Below are 1,567 nucleotides of genomic sequence, written 5' to 3'. Positions count from 1 at the left end.
GCGGGGGCTGCGGGCGGTGCCGACGGCAAGCACACGTGGGAGGTCAAGCCCGAGCCTATCCCGGCCGACAAGATCAAGGAGACGGTGGACACCGAGGTGCTCGTCATCGGCGGCGGCTACTCGGGCACGTGCTGCGCGCTGGCCGCGGCGGAGGGCGGCGCCAAGGTGACGCTCGTGGAGAAGGATGCCATGCTCAACGGCCACGGCGTGGGCGGCACGGGCGCCATCGCCTCGCGCGAGCTGGACAAGCTGGGCATCAGCTTCGACAAGGCCGTGGAGATGGAGCGCTGGGTGTCCACGTGCGGCAACCGCTGCCGCGAGTCGCTCGTGGCCAAGTGGTTCCGCGAGTCCGAGCGCTGCATGAACTGGTTCCTCGACCTGGCCGAGAAGAACGGTGCGAAGTGCATGGTCACGGTGGGCTCGCGCTCGGTCGTGCACCCCGAGATCGACTGCTACCACATGATCTCCGGCGGCGAGATCTTCGAGCAGCACACCATGGCCGACTTCGTGGAGTACCTGTTCGAGAGCGAGGCCAAGCAGCACGGCGCCGAGTTCGTGTACGAGATGCCGGCCGTGCAGCTCGTGCAGGACGACGCCGGCAAGGTCACGGGCGCCATCTGCCAGAACAAGGACGGCGACTACGTGCAGTACAACGCGCCGAAGGGCGTGGTGCTGGCCACGGGCGACGTGAGCTACAACGACGAGTACCTCGACGAGTTCGCCCCCATTGCGAAGAAGGTCATGACCCGCCTGTGCTCCGACCAGGGCAACGTGGGCGACGGCCACAATATGGCCGCCTGGGCCGGCGGCGCGTTCCAGGACGGCCCGTGGCCCACGATGATGCATCCGCAGGCGGCCGCCACGTTCCACGGCCCCTTCATGTTCGTGAACCCGGCCGGCAAGCGCTTCATGAACGAGGCCACGTGGGTGCAGGGCAAGTGCGTGGGCGTCATGGTGAACGGCGGCTCGGACCATGCGTGGTCGGTGTTCGACGCGAACTGGCAGACGGACCTGCTTGACAGCCTGCAGTACGGCGGCGGCATGTTCTGGGACTCGTTCCGCGCCTACGGCACGGACTACCAGGTGGCGGTGGAATCGCATACGAAGTCGGTCGAGAGCGGCCTGGAGAAGGTGCCCGACTACTACAAGCGCGCCGACACGCTGGAGGAGCTGGCGGAGATGCTCGACGTGGACAAGGACGAGTTCCTGAAGTCGGTCGAGCGCTACAACAAGATGTGCGAGCAGGGCGAGGACACCGATTTCTACAAGGAGGGCCACTTCCTCTATCCCATCAAGGAAGGCCCCTTCACGGCCTGTATGGTGGCGCCGGGCCTGTTGGGCGTGTGCGGCGGCATCCACATCTCGGACAACTTCGAGGTGCTGGACGCCGAGGACAAGCCGGTCGAGGGCCTGTACGCCATCGGCAACTGCGCCGGCGACATCTACGCCTACGACTATCCCATCAACGTGCAGGGCAACAGCCACGGCCGCTGCCTCATCGAGGGCAAGTGCCTGGGCGAGCAGCTGGCGGGCGTGTACCAGGAGATCTAGCAGGTTGACGGCGGGG

General features: G+C 66.4%; 1 protein-coding gene. It reads left to right on the top strand.

Features of this window, described 5'->3' with window-relative positions:
* Window positions 1–1,551 (top strand): FAD-dependent oxidoreductase (locus GPA_RS11505; RefSeq protein ID WP_083809097.1); only part of this gene is annotated, 1,551 nt, incomplete at its 5' end.
* Window positions 1,552–1,567 lie beyond the last annotated feature (16 nt).

It is taken from the genome of Gordonibacter pamelaeae 7-10-1-b, from assembly GCF_000210055.1.
Taxonomy (GTDB): Bacteria; Actinomycetota; Coriobacteriia; order Coriobacteriales; family Eggerthellaceae; genus Gordonibacter; species Gordonibacter pamelaeae.
This window is presented reverse-complemented; position numbering and strand designations above follow the sequence as displayed.